A 21,214-nucleotide genomic window follows, 5' to 3' on the forward strand; every position below is an offset into this window, starting at 1 on the left:
TCGAAAGTTCGTTCCTCTGGAACAATAATTTTAGCTTCTCCTAAAGTCCTCTCACCCTTCTTAGTTAGTTTCCATGTTTGAATCGGTGAAGCATCAGGAGCAATTAAATCTATATATTCACTCAGTCTAAGATTTACCATTGCCTCCCTCGTTGTTGAGAATTCCAAACCTAAAAATCCTGCGATTTCCTCTTCAGAAGATAACCCAGCATCAATCGATCTTAGAACAAACTCTTCAATTGGCGGAATAGACTTGCGAATTTGAGTCAGAATATCAATGGTAATTTTATAGACAGGCAAACCCACTTCTTGGCAACTAACTAAGTCAAAGCCAGGACGGTTATCATAGCGACGTAGATCCTCAGAAGAGATAGAAATAAACTCTGATTCCCGGTTCATCAGCTTACCTCCTTACAAATGCAGTCTTCTGAATTTTGTTCAATGTAGCGTAAAACATGACTCAAAGGGCTATGAATCAATGACCGACAAAACTGATGATCGCCTACAATTAAAAGACCAACCCGACCTCTAGATAAGGCAACATTCAACCTAGCTTCATCGCGTAAAAAGCCGATTTTTCCATCTTTGTTGGAGCGAGTGATAGAATAAATTAGGATATCAGCTTCACGTCCCTGAAAAGCATCAACGGTATTGCACTCAATTGCTAATGCCTGCAAGCTACGTTGTTTTGCATCTAACCTACGCTTCAGCAATTTCAACTGTGCCGCATAACCACTTAAAACTGCTACTTCATAATTCCTCTTGGCTTCCGTAGCTGCTTGATTTAGTTGCTTCAACCATTGAAAGATGACAGTAACTTCACAGGAATTATTAAAGCTAGAATTAGCACTTTGCTCGCGACTATTAGGAAGTTTTGATGTCGTTAGCCACGTAACAGGTTGGGGTAAAGCTTTACTTAAAATCTTATCAATTTCAGGTCCGCTACTTTCTAGTTTACCATCATAGAAACAGGTACTAATGAGTTTACCAATTGGTTCTACCATTCGATGTTGAGTAGCCAGCAGTTTCTGGCATTCATCCGGTAAAACTTTTAGAAAGCGATCGAACAAAGTTTCCCGAACATCTTCTGGAGTTAATTCGTATTGCTCAAGAAAACCAGTATTTCGACTGGCTTCATCTTGAAAGGGTGGAAGTTGTTTTGGATCTCCTACCAACAGCCACTTGATAGAACGCGACATTGGTACTAAGACTTCTGTCGCAGTTGCTTTGGAAGCCTCATCTACAATACAAAGGTCAAATTCAGAATCATTAATTGCCCTTGAAATGCCGATACAAGTTCCAGCAACAAGTTGCGATCGCTTAATTAATGGATCGTTAAATCGTTCATTACGACCAAATTGATCGAACCATTCTGTTTGCAGGTTTATAAGTTGCTGAAGTGATTTAGCGTTGGGTGCATTTGGGTCAATCAAATTATTGCTCTGATGCTCTAGCTCTACACTGGTCAATTTTAATAACTCATTAGCTTTGAGTTTAGTTATTCCCTGAAGACGCTTGACTTTTTGCTTTTGTTCATCTCGTAAATATTTTGCCTTTTTCTGTAATTCTTCGATTTCTTCGTTTAATTGGCTAAACTCTTGTTCTTGTGCCGCTAATATTCTTCGTTTTTGTTTTCCTTTCAAACTTACTAAATCAGGGTAATTTTCTTCTTTTTCTTGCTTTCGACGCTGTAGTTCTACCCTCAAGTTTTCTATCTCTAGCACAATATTTTTGAGATCCTGGAATAAGATTGCTTTCTCCAAATGTTTTTGAGATATTCCATGATTCACCGACCAATCAGCTAGAAAATCTTGACCTTTTGCTAGTGCATCCTCGCGCCACTTCTCCATTTGCTCCTCTAAAAGTAATGAGTGAACACCTTCTGAAACTCTTTCGGGACTGCCAATTCGGATGAGTTTCAAGTTGGGATTCTTAGCTTGAATCCGTTCTAATGCATTATCTAGCGCAACATGAGTCTGAGAGCTAAGTAAAATTCGTGCTTCAGGATTTTGTTGAAGTGTTTGTAGAATAACTTCCGTGATAAAAGTTGTTTTTCCTGTACCTGGTGGTCCCTGTACCAATAAAAAGTCTTGCATTGAGAGAGCAGATATCACGACTTCCTGCTGTGATGCGTTCAAATCCTGGATAAACTGAACTTCAGACTCTAAAGTAGGAACTTTAATCTCATCAGGGTTGATTAATAGATTTCGCAAATCAGAACGAACAGCGCGATCGTATCGAATGGCATCTAAAGCACTTTTCTGTCGATTAATCGCAATTTCAGCCAATCGAGTATCGAAAGAAAGTTCACCCTGTTGAGGTAGTCGATCTGTTTGTCCGTATCTAACATATAGATGTAATTCATCACTTTCTACCTCTATAACATCTCCACCTAATAGGCTGAACCCCTTAGAATTTTTGACATGACGAGACTGCCCAACAATATCATCTTCAGGCAATTCTGCTAATTGAAAAATGACTCGATTACGATCGGTTTTGAAGGTAAGATACTTAAGAGATTTCTCCCTCTGCTCTTCCCAATCAGTCTTAGCTCTCAGGATATCCCACCAAACTCGAAATATTTGCTCCTTCTCTTCTTCAACTCTTGTTTGTCTTAAGTTTGCCTCATGTTCTTCAATCGATAACCTCAATTCCCGGATAACATCCTCTGCTTCCCATTTGACTATAGGTTTCCCAAATTTAAATTCATAAAGAGGTTGCCAAGAGCGCTCGCGATTCTGTTCAAGAATAGCACTTGAAAAGCTCTGAGCATTAATTACAGCTAAGTGATCTTGCTCTGCTGCAACTAGATATCGGTATGAAAAACCAAAAACTGAGTATTTATTGTCTGAATATAAACCATTATTTTTATGGTCTATTTTTTTTAAAAAGCCACATCCTGAATTTAAATCTTCAAGTAAATTTATCTCTATTTCTTTTTCAGATTGCTCAAACTCGTTCTGAAGATTTCTTAAGGCGCTCCGAGTAAGCTGTAAGTAGCAAGTATATTGTCGGCTTGTTTGTGAACGAGATCGCTTCTGCTGAATAGCATCTATTTCTGCTAACAAGACTTCTGCATTGAGTTGCCGTTCAGCAGGATCTTTTGCAACTGAACGTTCAATAATCTCGATAATTTCGGGCGGTGCGTCAAGATTAGCGATCGCCGTTTGAATACTAGCGTAGTCAACAAGGTCAACATTTGTCAGGCATTTTAGTGTCACTACCCCAAAACTAAATACATCACGGGTATATGGGTACGATCCATCGTCCTCTTCTGGTGGCGTGAAGGGACGAGAAACGAATTCTCGCAATGTGACAGTCGGCTGAAAATAACTTCTAAGTTTTGAGATGCCAAAATCAGCTAACTTTATTCTGCCATCTTGCCCAACTAGAATGTTGCTGGGTTTGATATCTCGATGCACACATTGACGTTCATGTGCAAATGCAAGGGCTTTCAGTATTGGCAGAGCAAGCCTTTCCCAGTAAGAGTCCCATCCGTCTAAGGGTGACTCTTTAAGAAGTCCTTCTAAATTGTTCTCCACCCAGTCCAAAACCAGGAATTGTTCTTTGGTTTCTTTATCTTGCCCTGAGTCAAGAAGATCAATAATGCTAGGGTGTTTGAGTTGTGCAAGAATTTGCTTTTCACGTCTGAACGATTCTGATTGAATTCCTAGCTTAATTTGCCCATGTTTAAAGACTTTGACTGCTACTTGCTGACCCTCTTTTTGGTAGTCATTGGCCTTATATACGTCTGCCATTCCACCTGAACGGGGGTTAGGCAGTAGTAGGTAGCGATCGTTAATAATGCGAGGCATGGTTGCGTGTTTAACTGGTTAAGTTAAGTCTTCCTTCCATCTTAGCCCAGCCCTGCATTACTGGGTAGATTTTCCTGTGAATAGGTGATAACATTACCACTAGCAGAGGGTAGTTCAATATCTGTTTCCCTGGCGTTACAGACTTAAGCGAAAGCAGAACTGGGTGATTTTAGGCAGATCGCCACCCTCATCTATCCTACCCCTCTTCAGAATCCCACCGAGATCTAAAAGCAACTTACCAATGGGCGATCGGTAATGGTAGATTAAACCCATACTCTCTAACCATGAGGAGAAAAAATGAAACTTCGCAACCTACTCATTGGTGCTGGTGTCGCCGCCGTCGGTGGAATTGGCACAAAAATGGCAGTTGATTATTTTCGCAACCGAGGTAAAGAGGAACCTGTAGCAGGAAACCTCAATGATGATGCAGCCGCAGAAGCCGCAGAACAAGCTGCCGTAGCCCAAATGGCTTCTTACTCTTCTGGCGACCCAGTAATTCAGTATGTGAGTGTAGAACCAGAGTCTGTACAAGGCTTTTTAGATGCGAGTTTTGGTGCTCCTGGGCGCTATGTGCCCACCCGTGCCCCCAAAATCTTTGACTACCAAGACACCCAGTATATGGTGATTTGGGCTTACGATAACAACAAAGAAAAGAATCAAATGTTGGCATTTGTCTATACCGATGCCGGGCGGCAAATGGTCGCTAGTGTAGGGTATACCGCAGATGCAACAGACTATAACATTAACCTGCAAGAGACTCCCATGGCAGTCGAAGTTAATGGCGAGCAAATCACTTCCGGTCAAGGTGAAACTGGCGGCACGGATGAAGTCGATTTCATCCTCGCCGGTTCTTAAAATATAACGTAAGGTATAAGATGCTCAGAAACCCGGCTTCTTGAAGCATCCCTTCGCCAACATCGAAAATGTCTTTATGGGTAGGTTCGGTTGAAAAATAAAACCCAACCTACCGAAAAATAGTAAAGGTATTATTGAAGAAGCAGAGTTTTACAAATAAACCGATATCGATTAACAATTAAGTTAATTATTAACTCAATTATTGATTAGATTTCTGTGCTTGAAACTCAGATAATGCTTGATTCATCTGATTCACCCGCCGACACAAAATGCGAATAATATAGACCGCTACCCCTGGCGAAACCTCGATCGCTTCATACAATTGCTGTTGAGTTAACAAAAGTACCTCACATTCGTCAACTGCACGGACAGAAGCGGAGAGGGGCGCAGCATTGAAAATCGACATCTCGCCGAAAAAATCCCCCTTACCCAATTGGGCTAACACTGCATGATCCTTAACGACTTCAACTTTCCCTGATAAAAGAATATACAGTAATCCCCCCTTTCGCCCTTCATCAAGAATCAAATGACCGGCAGGATACCATAATTCCAGTAAAGCAGCATTGAGATGTTCCAAAATTTCCTCATTCTCAATTTCCTGGAAAATGGGAACTTGCCGCACAATTGCCAAACGTTCATTGAGATCTAGCATAGAAACTTACCTTTGGTTGTTTTGAAAGGGTCGATCTCGGTCGTCACAGACCGACTTATCTACAGTGACAGAAAAAATGACTCAAAAACTAGAGAGCTTGCGACCAACAATGGCTAGGTAGTCTAAGGAACGGTTATCCATATACCCTCGATGTCGGTAGGTTTGGGTCTCAACTATCTCAAAGATGTTGGGATTGTTGACCCAGGAATTTTGCTGGTGAAATCCTGCTTCACTCTCATCTTCCCAGAAATACTGAGCGACATTAAAAGTGACCCATCCCTGGGGAGTAATCTGATTAAAGATGAAACTGAATTCTTCTCCAATGTGACCTGGGGCAATGGCTGAACAACACATTAAGCAGTTGAAGTCTCGATTTGTAAATGTATTCCTACTCCCTTGATGCAAAAGATTAAACTCTCCCACATAGTAATTTTCATAAATACCAGGGTACTGACGTTGAGCCGCTTCTGCCGCTTCGGGAATTCGATCAATTCCTACAATAGAGTTCACCCCTAAGTTGGCTAAAGTTTGGCCCACTAGGCCGGTTCCTGCTCCCATATCTAGCACTACCATATCTTCAATTTTACCGCCAGCTTGGGTAAATTGTTTCACCAATAAAGAACTAAGGACGCTATGGGATTGGTAGTCTAACTGATTCATCACATATTCGTAGAGAAAGTTGATTTTATAGATTTCAGAGTAGTTGTGTAGCCGAATTTTTCGCTTTTGTCCATTCTGGATTAACCAGAAAAACTCTTCATGAATGGTTAGGTCGCGGACACTTTCCAGCTCTGGTAATTCTATTTCAAAATCCACGTTCTCAATGTCCATTGTTCGTCTGTGTAATAGTATAAAAGGTTGGTTCGTCGGTCTTGATTGGCTATAGATAACCAGGCGATCGCCAATTCCAGACTCCGATCGCCTAACTTACCACTCGACTGAGCAGATGATATTCTGATCGGTGTAGGGTCAGCTTTATTTACAGGAAAAACCGGTGCTGGACATTAAACAAATCCGAGACAATCCCCAACAGGTTCAAGCGAAACTGAACAGTCGAGGGCCAGATTATGACCTCCAGACTATTTTAGACCTCGATCGCCAACAACGAGACCTAGAAACGCAACGCAGCCAACTGCAAGCGAAAAGTAACGAGATTGGCAAACAGGTGGGGCAAAAGATCAAATCGGGAACTTCACCCCAATCCCCGGAAATTCAGGCACTGAAGGAGGAAGGAAACCAAGTTAAGGCCGAACTTGCCCAACTCGAACCCCAAGAAAAAGACCTGAAAGCCCAAGTCGCCGAGTTACTCCTGCCCTTACCCAATCTTCCTGATGATTCTACCCCAGTGGGTAAGAGCGAGGAAGAAAATGTGGAAGTGCGGCGCTGGGGGGATGAATATTTACCCCAGACTCCGAATATTCTCCCTCACTGGGAAATTGGGGAACAATTGGGCATCTTGAATTTTGAGCGATCGGTGCGGATTGCCCAAAGTCGCTTTGTGACGTTAATGGGGGCTGGAGCAGCTTTAGAGCGAGCGTTAATTTCGTTTATGCTCGATCGCCATATTCAGGCCGGTTATACAGAAATTATGCCCCCCTTCCTGATTAATAGCGACTCTCTCACCGCTTCTGGGCAATTACCAAAATTCGCTGAAGAGAGCTTTAAGTGTGAAAAAGACGATCTGTGGCTCACACCCACCGCAGAAGTCCCTATTACTAGCCTCTATCGGGATGAAATCCTCAACGCAGACGAGCTACCTCTCTATCATTGTGCCTTTACCCCCTGTTTCCGTCGGGAAGCAGGAAGCTATGGACGGGATACGCGAGGCTTAATTCGGCTGCACCAGTTTAATAAGGTAGAGATGTTTAAATTTGTGCGTCCGGAAACCTCAGCCGAGGAGTTAGAAGCCCTCGTACAGCAGGCAGAGTCAGTGCTGCGAGCATTGAAATTGCCCTATCGGGTAATTGAATTATGTACTGGAGATTTAGGCTTTTCTGCCGTGAAAACCTATGATTTAGAGGTGTGGTTGCCCTCGTCAGAGAAATATCGGGAAATTTCCAGTTGTTCCAACTGTGGCGATTTTCAGGCACGACGCGGTAATATTCGCTTCCGCGAGGCAAAGAAAAAAGGAACCCAATATCTCCATACTTTAAATGGATCGGGGTTGGCGATCGGGCGCACGATGGCGGCTATCTTAGAGAATTATCAACAACCCAACGGTGCGGTGACTGTTCCGGAAGTCCTGCAACCCTATTTAGGACGGGAAGTTTTGTAGGGAATTACCGCCTACAATAAGGAAATAGTGTTGTTCAGTGTTCAAGTTTATCAACTCCTATGGGTTATTTGGCAGCGATCGCAGTTCTTGTAGTTTTGATTATTGTGCATGAATTGGGCCATTTTTTGGCCGCCCGTCTACAGGGGATTCATGCCAACCGGTTTTCTTTAGGCTTTGGCCCCATCTTATGGAAATATCAGGGGCCAGAAACAGAATATGCGATTCGAGCCATCCCCCTAGGGGGGTTTGTCGGATTTCCAGATGAAGACCCCGATAGTACCATTCCCCCAGATGACCCCGATTTACTCAATAATCGTCCCTTATTAGACCGGGCGATCGTCATTAGTGCCGGGGTAATTGCCAATTTGATTTTTGCCTATCTGGTTTTGGTGCTTCAGTTTGGGTTTCAAGGGGTTCCCGATGGCATTAATTATCAACCCGGAGTTTTAGTCCCTCAAGTCCTTTCCAGTGATACTCCTGCGGCTCAAGCCGGTATTCGTGTCGGAGATATTATCGTTAGTATCGATGGCCAACAATTAGGGGCTTCAGAACGTGCGATTGGTGTAGTCCAAGAAACCATTCAATCGGCTCCCAACCAACCGTTAAACTTAACCGTTGAACGGGAGAATAAAATAATTCCGTTGCGAGTCACTCCTCAACCCGGGCCAGATGGAAAAGGACGGATTGGGGTACAGTTATTTCCCAATGGTACGCCCACCTATCGATCGCCTCAAAGCCCGTTTGAAGTTTTAGGTTTAGCCGCAGAGCAGTTTGAAGATATTGTGGTGCGGACGGTTCAAGGCTTCGGTCAACTGATCACCAATTTTAGCTCTATGGCTGGTCAAGTGGGTGGGCCGGTGAGAATTGTGGAGGAAGGGGCTAAGTTAGCGCGATCGGATTCCGGCAGTTTACTCTTTTTTGCTGCCATTATTAGTGTCAATTTGGCGATTTTAAATATCTTGCCTCTACCTGCCCTCGATGGAGGTCAATTGGCATTTCTCTTAGTTGAAGGATTGCGGGGTAAACCCTTGCCCACTAAAGTCCAAGAAAATGTCATGCAAACTGGAATTATGTTGTTATTAGGTTTGGGAATTTTCTTGATTATTCGCGATACCACCCAATTGGAGTTTATTCAACAACTACTGGAGTAATCCCAGTTCTGTATGATGGCGCTTAACAAGGGGCCCCAGCCCCTTGCCTGTCCTCATTCATGGATAAGGTTAAGAATCAGATTCTAATAATTCGGCGATCGCCTGTTGCTCTTTTGGAGGCACAGGCGGTGGCACAGCACGGGTATCCGTAATCAACCAATCTAAAGCAGCCGATCGCACATCAATCGATGCGCCGGTTTTATCCACACAATAGCGTCCAAAGACCAGTTTATCGATCAGCCGCACATCTGCACCCAGGCGAGAATACTCAAAAATTACACTATTTTCCACCGTCGCCCCGCTACAAATATGACAACTCGGGCCAATCATGGCCGGGCCGACAATTTTCGCGCCATCTTCAATCTTAGTCATGCCGCCAATATAAACAGGGCCAGTAATATCCACCTTATCCCAATTAATCGCCACATTGAGACCGGTATAAATGCCAGGGGCAACCTCGTGTCCAGGAATCGACACATTCTTAATTTCTCCGAGCAGCACCCCACGCACTGCTCGCCAATAGTCCGGCACTTTGCCAATATCAACCCATTGGAAATCCATGGAAATGCCATAAAATGGCGCTCCCATTTCCACTAACTTAGGAAACAATTCGCCTCCAATATCATACTCCTGGCCAGAGGGGACATAATTAAGCACTTCTGGCTCAAAGATATAAATCCCGGTATTAATATCTGTGCTAATGGCTTCTTCAACGGAGGGTTTTTCTTGGAAGGCCTTCACCCGTCCATCCTCATCGGTAACAATTACCCCATAGCTAGAAACTTGCTCTTTCGGAACAGATTTCATAATCACCGTGGCGATCGCTCCTTTTTCTTTATGCCACTTAACCGCCTTCGTCAAATCCAAATCAATCAGGGCATCGCCACACAGAACCACAAAGGTATCATCAAAAAATGGATTATAATCTTGAATTCGGCGCATTCCGCCTGCCGAGCCTAATGCGTCCCCGACCAAAGTTCCATCAGATTCAATTCTTCCTTCAAAAGAATAAGCAATTTGAACCCCAAACCGTTGTCCGTCCCTAAAATAACTTTCGATTTCATTGGCCAAGTGGCTCACATTGACCATCACCTGGTCAAAACCATGCTGGCGCAATAGTTCCAGGAGAAACTCCATTACCGGTTTTTGTAGGATGGGAATCATCGGTTTGGGAATGGTGTAAGTGATGGGGCGGACACGAGTTCCCTTACCAGCCGCCAGAATCATGGCTTTCATAATTGTCTATTCCTCAACCACAGTTTTTTGATCACTACGGGTGTTCCAATAGCCTAATCGGGATTGGCCGATCGGGTTTTGGCGTTCGATAACAACCTGATCCATATTTATATTAGATTATCAGTGATTCTACTCTTTAACCTTGGAATCTGTCGATTTTTGGGTAAAAAATCCTTAAGCCGGACTCAGTTCGCCCAGAACACGGATTTTTAGGTCTTGGTAAAATTCTTCTTGCTTTAATTCGACTTTGGATTGGGCAGAGAGCAAAAGTAAACCCCAAAATGTGCCCACGCGATCGCATTGGGGATGGGAGACGAGCAGTTGCTCGAGTTCCAGCCATTCCGGTTGCTCTTCCTCAACTGACCCATATTGACTGAGAAATTTCTCTAATTTTTCCGCCACTTCTGATAAATTTTCCTCATGAGCCAACTGACGGATAACTTTGGCTGTTTGAGCGCGAGAAAGGGCGCGACGACGCGGTGACTTCTCCGAGCGATCGGCGAGCGTTTGGCTCATCGTTTGCAGTTGATCGATCAGCTCTTGCAGAGTCACTCGCCGTTGTTTCAGAGGTCTAGCAATGGCTCGGCGACGCAGTTGGTTTTCTAAGCGGAAAGGAATCCGAGGACGATTGCCATCAGGCCGATCGTCATAGTCCTCCATTTCGGCTGCTAAGTCTTCTGGAGAGAGGTCATTACTATCTTCTTCTAAGCTTTCGGCTTTTAAGAGGACTAACATGGAAGCATAGAGAAAAACTTGGCCAGATTCTGATAAGTCCGCCCGATTCACACTCTGGTCTTCGGGAGTCATGGCAGCACGGGCGTTGAGCTGCTCTAAGACGCGATCGATCACATCAATAACTTGCACATCCCAAGGATCGATTTCCCCCCGTTGAGCCATTTCGATCAGTAAAGAAATCCCCATATCTTGGGGAGAAGGGGAGGATTGCCACGATCGCAATTCCTCTGGTCGATCCGACTCCAAGGGAGGCAAAGAAGCAGAATTCATTAAGTGTGGACTCCAGATCGCGCTAGACTGCTCTTCTACTATAGCGAAGGGGTAGTTTTAGGTTATAGGCAGGGTAATAGTAAAGATACAACCGCGATAAAACTCCGTTTCGCTGGCACAAACGCTCGCTGAATGGCAGGTCAGTTTACCCCCATGTTTTTCTTCCACAATTTGCCGACTAATCGAGAGTCCTAAACCCGTCCCTTGTCCATAGGCTTTCGTGGTATAGAGATGATCGAATATTTTATTGCGAATCTCTTCGGGGATACCCTTACCATTATCTTCAATCGTAATGATCGCTTCCCTTTGGGAAGGCGACAATTGGGTTTGAATCGTAATTTGGTTGGGATTGCTTTCAATCTCTTGGAACGTGCGTCCCTGATTCGATTCATCTAAGGCATCAATGGCATTCGCCAGCAAATTCATAAACACCTGGTTCAGTTGACCCGGATAGCAGGTGATTTCCGGCACATCTCCATACTTTTTGATAATGGCGATCGCCGGGCGCTCCTGGGTTGCTTTCAATCGATGTTTGAGAATCAGCAAAGTACTATCAATTCCCTCATGGATATCACTACTAACCTTACTCGTTATATCCGATCGCGAAAACGTTCTCAAAGACCGACTAATATTACGAATCCGATCTGTCCCTTCGTGCATTGAACCAATCAAATCTGGCAAATCCTTCAGCAAAAAATCCAATTCAATCTCTTCATAATGATCTTGAATTTCTAGATCCGGTTCTGGATAACATTTTTGATATAAATTTAGATGTTCAATAATATCCTGAATATACTGCTGGGCATGGCTTAAATTTCCCATAATAAACCCCACTGGGTTATTAATCTCATGGGCAACCCCTGCCACCAATTGACCCAATGTAGACATTTTTTCATTTTGCACCAACTGCACCTGAGCATCTTGCAAATCTATAAGCGCCTGTTGCAACTCGGCAGTTCGCTCGTTTACCCGTTGTTCCAACTCTTGAGTTAGCCCTTGCAGGGCTACCTCAGCACGATTTTTCTCTTCGATTTCTTGCTTCAGCATTTCATTTTGTTCGGCTAACTTCTCAGCCATCTTCCTCAGCCTCAAATGTAGCCTTACCCTAGCTAACACCTCTTCTTGAGAAAAAGGTTTAGTAATATAGTCAACTGCTCCTAACTCCAGTCCTTTTACCTTATCCACCGTATCGGATAAAGCTGTCATAAAAATAACGGGAATAGCTTCCGTCTCCGGATTGGATTTTAACTGTCTACAGGCTTCAAATCCATCAATACCCGGCATCATAACATCTAGCAAAATCAAATCTGGAGGGGCGTAGTTCACCTTTTCTAAGGCACTTTCTCCATCTCTAGCAACCCTAATCTCAAATCCAGATTCATCAAGAAAATCAGATAAAACAGCTAAGTTGTTTGGATTGTCATCTACAATTAAGATAATATTCAATTCAGGATCGCTATTATTGCTCATGACTGTCTCCTCTGAGGCTCTGATAATGAGTTTCAATGAGTTCGAGTAGTTCTTTTTCCTTAAACTCTTTCGCCAATCGATTGACTTGCTCGCAGAAAGGACTCAGATTCGGATTAGCTTCAGCAATTAAATTCACTTTCTTTTGAATTTTCTTTAGATTTCCTTCCATTGCCAAACGATATAATTCGGCTAGATTTTCTCGATCGGGGATCGAAAGAGTCTTAGAGGATTGAGAGACAATTGGAACCGCCAGATGTTCATCTGTAGTTTCGGTTGATTCCGGTTGAGTAATCCACTCAATATTTAAGCAGCTTTGAATTTGTTCTAGAAGGCGATGAGTGTCTAAAGGTTTAGGTAAAAATGCATTCGCACCGACTTCTAGAGAGCGGTTGCGATCCTCTGCAAATACACGCCCAGAAGAGACAATAATTTGTAAATCTTGCCAATTTTCACGCGATCGCACTTCTTTGATTAATTCAATGCCATCCATAACCGGCATGTCTAAATCAGTAATGATTAAATCGGGTACAAATACAGGCAGTAATTCTAGAGCCTCTTGACCCTGATTCGCTTGCGTGACGGTAAATCCCATAGGTGCTAACAGATTAGTAATAATGGAGGGAGTTTCCCAATGAGCGTCAACGACCATAATGTTGACATTTTCAAGTCCTTCAAATCCAATGATTTCTTTAGATTCAAGAGCAGCAAACTCCTCTGAAAATTGTAACACTTCAGGCAACTCTAAATCGAAAAAGAATAAGCTTCCTTGACCGAGTTCACTTTCTACCTGAATTTCACTGCCCATCATTGCCACTATTTTTTGACTAATGGCTAATCCCAATCCAGTCCCTGAAGCTTTTTTGGAGACATCTCCAACCTGTTCAAACGGCAAGAAAATGGCTTCGAGTTTGTCAGGGGAGATGCCAATACCACTATCTTGAATTTGAAAGCGAATTTTATGGATTTTTTGTTCTTTTGTATGGATCTTCTCTAAGGTTTTGATCTCAAACAAAACTTGTCCAGTATCCGTGAACTTAATTGCGTTTCCGAGTAAATTAATGAGGACTTGACGAATTCGTTTTTCATCAGCATGGATGCCATGAGGTAAGGCTGGATCGGGGGAATAATGAAAGGCGATCCCTTTTTGATCGGCGCGAATTCGACAAATCTCGGCAACTCCGTCTAAAAATGTATTAAAATTGATATCAGAGGGATCGATTTCTAGTTTTCTGGCTTCAATTTTAGACAGATCTAGAATGTCATTGATCAGGGTAAGTAAGTGGGTAGCACATTGGTGAATAATGTCAATCCCGTCTTCTTCTTTTTCGGGGATATTGGGAGAGCGTTTTAAGATTTGAGTATATCCTAGAATACCATTGAGAGGAGTGCGTAATTCATGACTCATGTTGGCGAGAAACTCGCTTTTCGCAGAATTAGCTGCATCGGCTGCTTCTTTGGCTTCTTTTAACTCAAATGTTCGCAATTGCACCCGAATTTCTAATTCCTCGTAGGACTGACGAAATCGAGCCGCCATTTGGTTAAAAGACCGAGATAAAATTTCTAGTTCATGAATTTTAGGTAATCGAGATTGATCGATATTTAAAGTTTGATCTAGGTTGCCTGCTGAAATTGATTCTAAGGCGTGAATTAAGTTCAAAATGGGTTTAGAAATCCAGCGGGCTGTTACTAATCCTAGACTGGCTGCCACGATCAAAGCGAAAAAACACAGTAAAATGGTATTGCGGATATTTTCATAAATAACTCCCCTAAAGTCTGAATCAGGGATGATAACGACAATTAACCAATCGAGACCTTGATTGTTTTCGATGGGAGTAACTTGGACAAATTGTCGTTGATGCTTAAATAAAAAATTGAGTTGATAGGATTCCTGGATTTGCTCAATATTTCCCCCTTCAGTTTGTATCTGTTTTGTGGTTAACCGAATCAGGGCATGGGGACTATTTTCTGCGGCGATCGGAAAGGTGGTTTGGGGTTGATTATTGGAGGAGAGTTCGGGCAGAGAACTGGCAATTAAATCCCCCTGACTATTCATAATAAACGTTTGCCCCGATCGCCCAATCTGTAAGCCTTGTAAAAAATCGTTGATTTGGACTAGGCTGAGGCTGGTTTTGAGAACCCCGGTAATTTGGCCATAGTTCTGGTATAAAGGCTGGCTTGCATTGAGGATGAGTGCTGGGGTTTGATTAGGATAAATCTGTTGTTGAGTCCAAATCAGATCTTTGTTTCTTAGTGCTTCTTGATACCAATTTTCTTGGCGGAGATCCATGAAGGAGTCTTGAGTCGATGATGACTGAGGATTTCCTTGATTATCTAGGGTATAAATATTAATCTTTGGCGAGGGCTTGGGGTTGCTGACAATCCATTCAAACGAGAAAGGAGTCGAATGATGATTAACTGCACGGAAAGAGCCGTCGGTACTCGCAAACCCAATTTGGGCAATCTGGGGAAACAGTTGAATTTGTTGCCATAAGTGGGTGCGAACCGCTACTTCATCATTGATGTTTAATTGACCGCTGGCGATCGCCTGTGCATTAATCTGATTAACTAAATAGGGCGTTTGCAGATAGGTTGCCAGATGCTCATCAATGCGAGCAGTCAGTTCATTTCGCAGTTGAGTCGTCACCTGTTCAACCGCAGTTTCACCATTGCGTAGGGAAAACCAACCGGTTAAACCCACTGCGGCAAAAATCTGAATCAGAAAAGGTACAATTAGAACCCAACCAAGCGGTACTTGTTTAGACTCTGGAAATAAAGGGTTTTTAAGTTTCCCTGCCATGAGCGGGTTTGAAGAGGCGAAAATAAAAGGATGGATTGATGGGATGCAAAAGATTCAACCCTTAATAGTAGCATAAGGTAAAAAGGGGAGAGAAGAGTGTTCGAGGTGAACAGTCTGAATTGAAGATCCCCTTTATCACATCCTCACCGCGCTGTTCTCATTAGGAGTTGACCTGATTACGTGCTTTCCAAGCCAATTCCAGTAATTTATTCCAGCGCTTTTGTAATTGCTTCGGGGTGCAACCAATGGTCGTAGCAATTTGAGCATCCTCAATTCCCGCTTGCTTGAGTTGGAACAGTTGTTGCTGCTCAGGAGCCAATTGATTGAAGAACTGTTGCCATTGGGAAGGAGCCATGCCGAGATTTTGATCGAGATCTGCGCCCAGCCATTGGTGAACCAAATGCCAGTTATGGAAGCGGGAAAATTTCTCTACATGGTACTTAAACCGTTGTTGCAGATAGTCCCGTTGGCGAGGAGTCAAACCGAGGGTTTCATCAATTTCGGTAGCTGAGAAGTCTTGCAGCTTGAGCTTCAGGTAATCGATACAATCCAATTGTTCCTGAGCTTCGAGATATTGGGTTAATTCCCGAATCACGCGATCGCGCAATACTGACTCTGAGGGATCAACCGCACCAGCAACCATTTTCTCCCGAATTTGATGGAGTGCAGGATCTCTACTATACATTTGCGCTTCTTCCGTCTTACCCGACTCCACTGCCATTTCTATATCGACCGACATCTCTTGCGGTTGACGGCGAGAAAACCCTTGCGCTCTGAGGACAATCAAGCGTTGGGAAATGCCCCCCGGTAAATTAATCCGTCGTTTGGCATATTGTTCCGTAAACGCCATATATTCAGCTAATTCTAGGCGAGTGCGAGGGCTATAGTCTTGAGTCAGTTCATTTTCCCGACGGAAAGCTTTGAGGGTTTCCACATAAAAGCTTTGCATGAAGTCTTCAATTAAACTATAGCGAGCCTTAAATCCCAAGCGAGCGCTACTTTTCGCCACATGGCGATATACCATCACACTCAAATTACTATGGAGTTCAGTACGACCTTGATGGGAGCCAAGTTTATAATATTGCAAGCATTTTTCAATCCGGTTATTGGCTAACGTCCGTTGCCAAGATTCAATAATTCCCGATTTTTGAATGCGATCGCTCTTTTGGCAAATGCGCTCTACTTCCCGTGCCATCCGTTTAGCTACACTCTGAATCGAGCGGCAATTAATCTGCATCGCACTGCGAATCTCGCGGCTAATTAACTCTAGTAAAGCGTCTACATCCATTACCGTCTCAGAAGACTCCGGAATTTCCTCCTTAACGGTTGCACAAGAATTAAGAACGGTTAAAGAGGGTTGTTGGTTAATTTGATGGGCGTTAGAGAGGGTAGCAGACTGGCTGGACTTGGTATTCATAATTTCAATCTCCTTTGGGTTGAATGCACTCCGGTGATGACACCGTTTCGGTTGGAATTCCTCGCGCTGTCTATACTCTGACTGTAGGTGTCCCTCAGAAAATGAAGGGGTGCTACTGTGGCACTCTTTGATCTGTGCAGATCTACCCCATCACAAGAGCGCAGGAGAAGACTTGGCGATCGCTCCTCAAAGTGCGATCGTCCAAACCATTGTCAACGCTAGACTTTAAGCTATTTGTAATTCCCTGATTTGGGGGTAGAGTCGCCAACCCCCTAGAGAACTCCTCAGTAGGACAATTGCAGGACTGGCTAAAAAATATAGCTACCGCCTTGGCAGTTAGGACAGACGTATAATTCTGAAACCTAAAATCTATTGCCTTTTGCCTCTTGCTTTTCCCTAGACTGTGTGGGGTAGATGCCTCTGAGATTCCCTGATTCCTTAACCCCTAAGAAGATCATCGAACCCTAGGGGTGATGATCCTCCAGATTAGACCCCTTGCATAAATAAGCAGAACATGAATAGTAATCCAGGAATCCTGTATCTAATACCTATTCCCTATTCCCTCACCTTCTGCAAGAAGTCTATTTAACTTGCTTCAGACACCCAATCCGATGCTGCTTCCCATCCCAGACCTTCACGCACAATTTTTGGTTCCATGGCAGTTAAATCTAAAACGGTGGAAACTTGGGATTGAACCGGTAAACCATCATCAATAATGATATCCACCAGCTTATCGAGACGGTCAAAGAGTTCTTGTGTAGAGGTATATTCGGGAGCGCTGGGAGTAGCGGACATTTCCTCATCACCCACTAAGTGCGCGGAGGTGGAAATCAGAGGATTATCTAGGGCTTTTAAGAGATCTAAGCAAATGGGATTATTGGGCACTCGAATTCCCGTTGTCCGGCGTTTGGGAGACATCACGAGACGGGGAACTGCCTTGGTTGCCGGCAGCAAGAAGGTATAGGGACCCGGAATTAAACGTTTCATAATTCGATAAGCCACATCACTAACTGTGGCATAGCTGGCCACATTGGAGAGAGAAGAACAGAGGAAGGTTAACGGTTTATCATTAGAGAGTTGCTTAATCCGTCTGACGCGCTCGATGCCTGATTTAACATTGAGATCGCAACCGATCGCATACACTGTATCGGTTGGATATAACATCACTGCTCCATCCTGAAGAGCGTTTTTGATCTCTTGAAGGGTTCGCTGTTGCGGTGTTTCTGGATGTAGGGTATACAAGATTGCCATAACTTGAGGGTAGATGAATGAATAAAATAGGGTATCTGGATTGTCCCACCGGTTTAGCCGGTGATATGTGTTTGGGTGCTCTGGTGGATGCAGGAGTTCCTCTAGAATACCTGCAAGAGGAATTAAAATCCTTACAGATTGAGGATGAGTATCAGTTACACTCTGAAAAAGTTACTCATCAGGGTCAAGTGGGGACGAAGGTGCATGTGGATCTGATGCATTCCCACGATCATCATCACGATCATCACGATCATCCCCACGGCAGCCGCCATTTACCGGAAATTGTGAAAATGATTGAGGAGGCTAAACTTGCGCCACAAGTGGAAGAGCGCAGTTTAGCGATTTTTCAACGTTTGGCTTTAGCTGAAGCGGCAGTTCATGGGATTGAACCGGAGCGAGTTCATTTCCATGAGGTGGGGGCAACGGATGCTTTAGTGGATATTGTGGGGACTTGTTTGGGGTTGGAGTGGTTAGGGATCGATCGCCTATTTTGTTCGGCACTACCGACGGGAGGGGGTACGGTGAAGGCAGCCCATGGCATTTTACCGGTTCCCGCTCCGGCGGTGTTGAAGTTGTGGGAAATGGCCCAGGTTCCGGTTTACAGTAATGGCATTGAGCGGGAGTTGGTTACCCCGACAGGAGCGGCGATCGCCACTACCTTAGCCACAACCTTCGGTTCAGTTCCCTCCATGAAGTTGGAGCGTGTAGGTTTAGGGGCAGGATCGGCCCAGTTGCCTCTGCCCAATTTGGTGCGCTTGTGGGTGGGTTCCCCAGGAGAGCAGGAAAGTTTGGAACAGATCGCCTTGTTGGAAACTCAGATTGATGACCTCAGTCCCCAGGCGATCGGCTATTGCTGCGATCGACTCTTTGCTGCGGGAGCCTTAGATGTCTTTACCCAGCCGATCATGATGAAAAAATCCCGCCTAGGCGTACTATTAACCATCATTTGTCCGCCCGCTCAAATTTCTGCCTGTGAAACAATCGTATTCCAGGAAACCACCACATTAGGCATTCGCCGCACCCTCCAAGAGCGTTCCATTTTGCGTCGAGAACTCCGCACTCTAGAAACACCCTATGGTTCAGTTCAGATTAAATTAGCCTGGAGAGGAAACCAACTCTCCAATCTACAACCCGAATATGAAGATTGCGCCCAGCTTGCCCGCCAACATAATCTTCCCTGGCGACAGATTCATCAAACTGCCCTAGAATTAGCCTTACAACAGTTCGATCTTTCAACCATTAATATCCACTCCGGAAAATCAGTGACTCATGGTGAATTGAATTCACTATATAGCAGAGAAAGGGAGAGTTAGGACATGTTCTATTGCTAGAGTTCCTATTGCCTCAAACCATAACCTAACTGTCCTAACCAACTTCTTCTCTGCTATACCACAACCCTATTCCCTATTCCCTATTCCCTATTCCCCAGCGCAAAGCTCTATATCACTCCTCTTCTTCTAGAAAATCATGAAGATTTTCATGAACAAAATCAACCGGATTATCCATATTCAGTTGCGAAAAAATTTGATATTTATCTAAATTTGATTCCGTCTGACTACCCAAGCTTTTTTGGTCAATCCGAACTAAGTTGTATTGGACATTATCCGCATAAATCGCAAAGGCAATATTCAACACCTCCATGAAATCAATCAACCACTTACACTCCTGTTCTGGATAGTTTTTGTAATAGCTAATTAAATCGGCAATCCGAGCTTCGAGGTGAACCCTAGTTGGCTTACTGATTAAGATGAGTTTCAGCATCATCGTCACCAACGTCAGAGGGTTATTTTGAGCTACCCACAGCACAAATAAAGTCGAAGGAGTAGTGCGATCTTCGGTCGTCAGATATTCTACAACTCGGTTACAAGTTCTCAACTGTAGCGCTCTACTTACGGGAAGACGATCATAGTCAGTATACACATTTTCTAACTTAACGGATAATTGGTTTTCAATCAAATGGATAAAAGCAGTATCATTGACTGAAAAAACGAGGTAACGCTGAAGAGCTTGCTTAAATTCATGATAACTAATATCCTGAGTTTGTTGTAGAAAGATATTGGCTAAATTAAGATAGTTGTATGGCCCGCGTCTGAGGAGGATGGTTTTAATCAGATGTAAGACTTCATCGCCTAAACCAGTAGGGTTTTTAGGCGGTTCATCAGTCCGCTTATGGATGAGCTGAGACCGGGTTGTGTACATGGCTAAATCAAACTTGAACTTTTCTTTAAGTTCTTGAGATCGTACTTTAGCGGCTTGGCGTTGTTCGGCAGAGTTTTGGAGATTAGTATATTGGGGAACTAACAGATAGGACGTGTAGCGATCGCTCCAAGTCTGTTCTTCTAAGTCAAATTTAGCACAAAAAAGTTTAATTCCTTCATAATCCGGACTGTTGATAAAGTTTAACGTCCATGCTTTAAGTCTCTTAATGGGAATAGAATGGCTATTACGACCAATTTTTTGAGCTTCAAAACTGCTCACTAAATCTCGAACGGCATCATGATGTCTGCTCGCTTCCCAGTTGTTAATCAGAATATAACAACAGCGTTTTAAAGTATGGGAAAAATTCTCTTCTTGATTGGCAAATACAAGAGAGAACAACGCCTGATTTACCGCTCGATCGTTAATTTCAATATGATCGATAAATAATCCTCTGAATTTTTGCAGAACTTGATCTGGACTGTCTGTTTTAACAATAGCTAGGAAATAACGATAAATGGTCTCTTGATATTGACTAGTATTTTTTCTTAGCTCTGTTGTTTTGAAACCAGAGGGTGGATAGTTTTGATCCATTAAGCTAGATCCCATGGTAATTGCCCCTTTTTCGATGGTTCTGCACCCCAAGCCATATAGCGCAGCAATTTTGTTGAAGCTTTGCTATATTAGAAACTTTTGAGTTATCTCATTAATACGATCAAATCCTACATCAAATCAGAGGATTCCAATTTTTCTTTACTTATCAGGTTAACCTATTTCCGGGTCAATTGGGTGTAATGGCAGCAGGCTCCCACGTTTGTGCAAAGCAGGAAGCAACAGGCAAAACCGGATTTTACCCTTCCAATAACCTTCACCAAAATCAAAACTGTCTTGATTCGTAGTGCTGTGACACAGCTAAAATGGTGTATTATCAACAGATGGGGAGATGAGTTTACTCTTGCCCATCCCCCCATCTTTTTTTAATAATTATGAGAAAGAGGGCCTAGAAACCTCTAGTTTATTGAATTTTTTGGGTATGGGCGGAGAGACTCGAACTCATTTTCTATTTAAGACTGATATTGCTTGAATAGCTGAAAG

At 43.5% G+C, this 21,214-nt stretch carries 14 protein-coding genes and 1 pseudogene; 4 read left to right on the forward strand and 11 right to left on the reverse strand.

Annotated features, from left to right (window positions below; translation table 11 throughout):
- Window positions 1-398 (reverse strand): annotated as a pseudogene (locus AC3A14_RS17830) (phospholipase D-like domain-containing protein); the annotation flags it as partial.
- Entirely contained in the window at window positions 398-3,757 is a 3,360-nt protein-coding gene (locus tag AC3A14_RS17835) for an AAA domain-containing protein (protein WP_318733705.1), read from the reverse strand. The gene AC3A14_RS17835 and the pseudogene AC3A14_RS17830, both read right to left, overlap by 1 nt.
- A 354-nt stretch (window positions 3,758-4,111) precedes the next feature.
- On the opposite strand from AC3A14_RS17835, the gene AC3A14_RS17840 reads away from it, so the two are divergent.
- Complete coding sequence (locus AC3A14_RS17840) at window positions 4,112-4,669, forward strand: hypothetical protein (protein WP_318733703.1); 558 nt, start codon at window positions 4,112-4,114, stop codon at window positions 4,667-4,669.
- Window positions 4,670-4,868: 199 nt separating this feature from the next.
- On the opposite strand, the gene AC3A14_RS17845 is transcribed toward AC3A14_RS17840, so the two are convergent.
- Together AC3A14_RS17845 and AC3A14_RS17850 are read right to left on the reverse strand one after the other, a co-directional pair.
- Window positions 4,869-5,321, reverse strand: coding sequence for a Crp/Fnr family transcriptional regulator (locus tag AC3A14_RS17845; protein WP_318733701.1), 453 nt, complete (start codon window positions 5,319-5,321; stop codon window positions 4,869-4,871).
- An 81-nt stretch (window positions 5,322-5,402) separates the two neighbouring features.
- Window positions 5,403-6,152, reverse strand: a complete 750-nt coding sequence (locus AC3A14_RS17850; protein WP_318733699.1) for a class I SAM-dependent methyltransferase — start codon at window positions 6,150-6,152, stop codon at window positions 5,403-5,405.
- 163 nt (window positions 6,153-6,315) lie between these two features.
- Here AC3A14_RS17850 and serS point away from each other — a divergent pair, with 163 nt between their 5' ends.
- Both serS and rseP read left to right on the forward strand, forming a co-directional pair.
- The gene (gene serS, locus AC3A14_RS17855; RefSeq protein ID WP_318733697.1) at window positions 6,316-7,596 is read left to right on the forward strand and encodes a serine--tRNA ligase; all 1,281 of its coding nucleotides are present in this window, start codon (window positions 6,316-6,318) and stop codon (window positions 7,594-7,596) included.
- Window positions 7,597-7,655: 59 nt separating this feature from the next.
- Window positions 7,656-8,747, forward strand: coding sequence for an RIP metalloprotease RseP (gene rseP, locus AC3A14_RS17860; RefSeq protein ID WP_318733695.1), 1,092 nt, complete (start codon window positions 7,656-7,658; stop codon window positions 8,745-8,747).
- Window positions 8,748-8,816: 69 nt separating this feature from the next.
- On the opposite strand, the gene AC3A14_RS17865 is transcribed toward rseP, so the two are convergent.
- From AC3A14_RS17865 to AC3A14_RS17890, 6 genes are all read right to left on the reverse strand, one after another.
- Window positions 8,817-9,983, reverse strand: a complete 1,167-nt coding sequence (locus tag AC3A14_RS17865; protein ID WP_318733693.1) for a nucleotidyltransferase family protein — start codon at window positions 9,981-9,983, stop codon at window positions 8,817-8,819.
- A gap of 174 nt (window positions 9,984-10,157) precedes the next feature.
- Window positions 10,158-10,988 carry a segregation/condensation protein A gene (locus AC3A14_RS17870; protein WP_318733691.1) on the reverse strand — a complete coding sequence of 277 codons (831 nt, stop codon included), beginning with the start codon at window positions 10,986-10,988 and terminating at the stop codon, window positions 10,158-10,160.
- Window positions 10,989-11,045: 57 nt separating this feature from the next.
- A complete protein-coding gene (locus AC3A14_RS17875; protein WP_318733689.1) occupies window positions 11,046-12,458 on the reverse strand; it encodes a hybrid sensor histidine kinase/response regulator in 1,413 nt (470 codons plus the stop codon).
- Window positions 12,448-15,255 carry an ATP-binding protein gene (locus AC3A14_RS17880; protein WP_487779087.1) on the reverse strand — a complete coding sequence of 936 codons (2,808 nt, stop codon included), beginning with the start codon at window positions 15,253-15,255 and terminating at the stop codon, window positions 12,448-12,450. Before AC3A14_RS17880 ends, AC3A14_RS17875 begins: the two co-directional genes overlap by 11 nt.
- A gap of 160 nt (window positions 15,256-15,415) precedes the next feature.
- Window positions 15,416-16,672, reverse strand: a complete 1,257-nt coding sequence (locus AC3A14_RS17885; RefSeq protein ID WP_318733685.1) for a HetZ-related protein — start codon at window positions 16,670-16,672, stop codon at window positions 15,416-15,418.
- Between the two features lie 585 nt (window positions 16,673-17,257).
- Window positions 17,258-17,923 carry an L-threonylcarbamoyladenylate synthase gene (locus AC3A14_RS17890; protein ID WP_318699163.1) on the reverse strand — a complete coding sequence of 222 codons (666 nt, stop codon included), beginning with the start codon at window positions 17,921-17,923 and terminating at the stop codon, window positions 17,258-17,260.
- 17 nt (window positions 17,924-17,940) lie between these two features.
- Here AC3A14_RS17890 and larC point away from each other — a divergent pair, with 17 nt between their 5' ends.
- Window positions 17,941-19,236 carry a nickel pincer cofactor biosynthesis protein LarC gene (larC, locus tag AC3A14_RS17895; protein WP_318733683.1) on the forward strand — a complete coding sequence of 432 codons (1,296 nt, stop codon included), beginning with the start codon at window positions 17,941-17,943 and terminating at the stop codon, window positions 19,234-19,236.
- 130 nt (window positions 19,237-19,366) lie between these two features.
- Here larC and AC3A14_RS17900 read toward each other — a convergent pair whose 3' ends face one another.
- Window positions 19,367-20,728, reverse strand: a complete 1,362-nt coding sequence (locus tag AC3A14_RS17900) for a hypothetical protein (protein WP_318733681.1) — start codon at window positions 20,726-20,728, stop codon at window positions 19,367-19,369.
- Window positions 20,729-21,214 lie beyond the last annotated feature (486 nt).

Source organism: Roseofilum sp. (assembly GCF_982964205.1).

Bases quoted from the DNA above. Each gene is read 5' to 3' on its own strand.
- AC3A14_RS17835 (WP_318733705.1), bottom strand. From the start codon at position 3,757: ATGGCAGACGTATATAAGGCCAATGACTACCAAAAAGAGGGTCAGCAA.
- AC3A14_RS17840 (WP_318733703.1), top strand. From the start codon at position 4,112: ATGAAACTTCGCAACCTACTCATTGGTGCTGGTGTCGCCGCCGTCGGT.
- AC3A14_RS17845 (WP_318733701.1), bottom strand. From the start codon at position 5,321: ATGCTAGATCTCAATGAACGTTTGGCAATTGTGCGGCAAGTTCCCATT.
- AC3A14_RS17850 (WP_318733699.1), bottom strand. From the start codon at position 6,152: ATGGACATTGAGAACGTGGATTTTGAAATAGAATTACCAGAGCTGGAA.
- rseP (WP_318733695.1), top strand. From the start codon at position 7,656: ATGGGTTATTTGGCAGCGATCGCAGTTCTTGTAGTTTTGATTATTGTG.
- AC3A14_RS17865 (WP_318733693.1), bottom strand. From the start codon at position 9,983: ATGAAAGCCATGATTCTGGCGGCTGGTAAGGGAACTCGTGTCCGCCCC.
- AC3A14_RS17870 (WP_318733691.1), bottom strand. From the start codon at position 10,988: ATGAATTCTGCTTCTTTGCCTCCCTTGGAGTCGGATCGACCAGAGGAA.
- AC3A14_RS17875 (WP_318733689.1), bottom strand. From the start codon at position 12,458: ATGAGCAATAATAGCGATCCTGAATTGAATATTATCTTAATTGTAGAT.
- AC3A14_RS17880 (WP_487779087.1), bottom strand. From the start codon at position 15,255: ATGGCAGGGAAACTTAAAAACCCTTTATTTCCAGAGTCTAAACAAGTA.
- AC3A14_RS17885 (WP_318733685.1), bottom strand. From the start codon at position 16,672: ATGAATACCAAGTCCAGCCAGTCTGCTACCCTCTCTAACGCCCATCAA.
- AC3A14_RS17890 (WP_318699163.1), bottom strand. From the start codon at position 17,923: ATGGCAATCTTGTATACCCTACATCCAGAAACACCGCAACAGCGAACC.
- larC (WP_318733683.1), top strand. From the start codon at position 17,941: ATGAATAAAATAGGGTATCTGGATTGTCCCACCGGTTTAGCCGGTGAT.
- AC3A14_RS17900 (WP_318733681.1), bottom strand. From the start codon at position 20,728: ATGGGATCTAGCTTAATGGATCAAAACTATCCACCCTCTGGTTTCAAA.